The sequence below is a fragment of the Mesotoga sp. HF07.pep.5.2.highcov genome, from assembly GCF_003666285.1.
In the GTDB taxonomy this organism is placed as follows: domain Bacteria; phylum Thermotogota; class Thermotogae; order Petrotogales; family Kosmotogaceae; genus Mesotoga; species Mesotoga prima.
In genome coordinates this window covers 1-3,656 of the sequence record NZ_JFHJ01000198.1, presented here as the reverse complement: position 1 = coordinate 3,656, position 3,656 = coordinate 1, and the positions used below count along the sequence as shown (strand labels likewise).

Below are 3,656 nucleotides of genomic sequence, written 5' to 3'. Positions count from 1 at the left end.
ATGGGAATTCCAAAAGAGCTTGAGGAAGCTGCAATTATTGACGGGGCCAGCAGAATGAAGATCTTCGTCAGGATCATTCTGCCACTTTCGAAACCTGCGCTTTATACTATGGCGCTGTACACTTTCCTCGCCCACTGGAATGAATATATGTGGCCGCTGATCGTTATAAATGATGCAAAGAAACAGATGATTCAGGTCGGTATATCTCAGTTTGTAAGCGGCTGGGAGACTCAATGGACGTTAAGAATGGCCGCTTCTACGACGGCGGTAATTCCAATAATCATCTTGTTCTTCTTTGTTCAAAAACAGTTTGTAGAAGGAATTAGCATTTCAGGGTTGAAAGAGTGACCCAAATCTCGAAAGGGGAGGTTTTTTTGTGAAAAGAACATTTGTAATCACGCTACTGGTAGTTGCTATCGCTGCAATAGGTTTTGCGGCGCCGGTAAAGGTTACCATGTGGTACGCACAGACTGGTATTTATTCCCAAACACTGCTCGATATTGCTGCGGAGTTCAACAAGTTGCATGAGGGAGAAATCGAAGTAGAGGCAGTCTACACCGGGAATTACCAGGATACAATGCAGAAGCTCCTTGCCGCTATGGTAGCCGGCGACTTACCTACTCTGGCTCAGATTGAGCAGTCGAGGATCGGGCAGTTTGTCGATGGAGGCGCTTTCCAGGACCTCAATTACTTCATTGACAAGGATCCCGAGTTCAAGGCAACGCTCGACGACTTCTGGCCGAGATTCATTCAGGCCAATACGTATGAACAGGGTCTGCTTGGATTTCCTCTCAACTGCAGCACCCCGTTGATGTACATCAACAGGGATCTTTTCAGGCAGGCCGGACTTGATCCCGACAATCCTCCGAAGACCTGGACCGAGGTCTATGCTGCCTCGAAGCAGATCAAGACTCTTGGTGAAGACATTTTCGGTTACAGATTCGGGAAAGATGACTGGCTCCTGGAAGCTTATATCTGGCAGTTTGGAGGAGAGATAATCTCCGAGGACGGCAGAAAGATGCTTATCTACTCCCCGGAAACTGTGGCCGCCTGGAACTTCTTTCAGAAGGGTGTTAGAGAAGGAATATTTATATTCGGAGTCAGTGGCGGAAACGAACTCGATCTCTCCGGAAGAATTGCAATGGTCGTCCGTTCCACCGGGAGTCTTGGGTATTTGAAGCAGAACGCGAAGTACGATCTCGGCGCAACTACCATGCCCGGTCAGGTAAAGGAAGTTGTTCCGATAGGTGGAGCAAATGTCTTCATGTTCTCCGCAAGACCTCAGGCCGAGAAGGATGCAGCATGGGAGTTCTTGAAGTTCCTCACTTCCACAGAGAATACGAAGAGATGGTCCCTCGCAACCGGTTACATGACGAGCAGGATTTCTGCGTACGAATCTCCCGAGATTCAGAAGATCATGACAGATGACCCGAGATATGCTCTTACTTATCAGCAGCTGAGAGACTGTGCTGTAAGGAGACCATGGTACGGGCCATATCCAGAAGTTCATGCAATGATCACTTCTGCCTGGGAAGATGCAATGTCTAACCCAACAAAAGACGTTGATGCAATTCTGAAGAATTTACATGAAGAAGCACAAGATGTGCTCGATGATTACTACTTTTGATCGATAGCATGACGCACGGGGGCAGTCATTGGCTGCCCCTTTTTTAGAGGTGATTTTATGAAAAAAATTCTGATAGCGGTTCTCGTAATTGTTTCATCTCTCTCTTTCGGTCAGGTTTTCTTTGGAAACATTCACGCCCACACATCTTATTCGGATGGGCAGGGAACTCCTGAGGAGGCCTTTGAACACGCAAGAAATTCGGGTGTCGTTGACATACAGGCAATAACAGATCATGATCACGATCTGAACTACCCCCTGCCTGACGGCTCTTGGAAGCTCGACAGGATTATCGAGATGGCTGAGAAATACACGGTAGAAGGTGAATTCATTGCCATATCCGGCTTCGAGTGGACGCTGACCAGTCGGGGACACATAACGATATACAATACCTCTGAATGGATCGACAGGAGCACTACTGATCTTTACGATATTTACCAGTGGATTGTCGACAGGAAAGCGACCGCCCAGTTCTGTCATCCGGGGAAGAAGTACGGTGATTTCTTTGACTTCGAGTACTTCCCTGAGGTAGATCTTTACATCAATACAATTGAGGTCGGAAACGGAGCGGGAGCTAACTCCAACAATGTCATAAAAGATGAGTACTTCGAGCGTTACCAGCGAGCGCTGAACAGAGGCTGGCATGTAGGCGCCTCTGCGAATCAGGACAATCATCATAAGGAGTGGGCCACAGCAAATGATGCAAGGACCGCCTTCGTAATTGATGAACTTACAACGGAAAAGGTCTCTGAAGCGCTGAAGACAAGGAACATCTACGCGACAGAAGATAGAGATGCTTTCATCTCGTTCTCCACTGAAGGGGCGAAGATGGGAGACGTCCTTTATGACATTCCAGAAGCAACCTTAAAAGTGGAATACAGTGACCCGGGAGAAAGAACTCAACGGGCGTATATATACAGCAACAACGGAGTGATGGAGCTGAATGTTTCCGGGGACGAGTGGGCTATCGAAATAGACGTTAAGAACCCTCTGTCGTATAACTGGTACTTCGTAAAGATCGATCAGATTGACGGTAACGAGATAGTATCGTCACCGATCTGGTTTCAAAGCAGTACTAACAAGTATCTCTTAAATGCAAGAACAATTGATCCCAGGCCGGTAAAGGGCCTGCCTTTTGATGTGGGCTTCGATCTGATAAATTCCTTGCGGGAAGACCAGGTAATCTCTGTCGAAGTCCGAAGTGGCGAGAGTGTTGTCTTCACGAAAAAGTACGATATTTCCGCTATGACCTGTCTTGAAATAACCGAGACCTTCGACACTGTTGATAAGGACCTTGACTTCTATGTCGACGATGAGCTTGCTTTCAGAGTCAACGTCGATTTTGTAAGCTTCACAGCTCATCTAGATACCTCTCACGAGAACTACTTTGTCTCTGAGCTGAAACCTCTAACGGACATCCTTATGGGTCTCGGCGGGGAAGTGAAACCGGTGATCGGAGAGCTCACTGAGAAGACTACTTTTGAAGGGCAGGTCTTGATACTTCCGCTTCCGGATGCAGATACCTTTATGAAAGACTTCATGGCGATTTCAGAAGAGCAGATTGGCTTCATCGTGAATTATGTCGAGAAAGGTGGTCTACTTGTTGTTGTTCTTGCAAAAAAAGGGATCACTCACCCATCTGTAGAGAGTTACAAGCAGCTCTTTGAGAAACTTCCCTGGTCGGTCGAACTTGAGAACGGCGGAAGGTCGGTGTCTGGGACGAGCACAGGAAACCTTGAAATCGGGAACGGCGGCGGAGTCGTAATACTCAGTTGGGACGAAGCGACTGGAAAGTCTACAATAGATGAAGAAACAATGGGCTTCATTGAATTAAAATTGGGTTTGAAATAAAGCGAGGGATAGATATGTCAAAATTGGAGAGCTTCACACTAGGGGAGGATGGAAAGAGGATATTTGGGATCTGCGAATATCCAAGATCCGGAGATAGCTTTCCCACAGTAATGATGTTCCACGGATTCACGGGAGAACACATCGTTTCCACGTTCAAATTTCCCCGTCTCTCGAGAAGACT

At 47.2% G+C, this 3,656-nt stretch carries 3 protein-coding genes; all 3 read left to right on the top strand.

Going from position 1 to position 3,656, the window contains the following annotated elements:
* Positions 1-348 (top strand): carbohydrate ABC transporter permease (locus BG32_RS04085; RefSeq protein ID WP_147434819.1); only part of this gene is annotated, 348 nt, incomplete at its 5' end.
* A 28-nt stretch (positions 349-376) separates the two neighbouring features.
* The gene (locus BG32_RS04080; RefSeq protein ID WP_006486543.1) at positions 377-1,627 is read left to right on the top strand and encodes an ABC transporter substrate-binding protein; all 1,251 of its coding nucleotides are present in this window, start codon (positions 377-379) and stop codon (positions 1,625-1,627) included.
* Between the two features lie 57 nt (positions 1,628-1,684).
* Positions 1,685-3,475: a CehA/McbA family metallohydrolase gene (locus BG32_RS04075; protein ID WP_006486542.1), complete on the top strand. Its 1,791-nt coding sequence runs from the start codon at positions 1,685-1,687 to the stop codon at positions 3,473-3,475.
* The last annotated feature ends 181 nt before the right edge of the window (positions 3,476-3,656 follow it).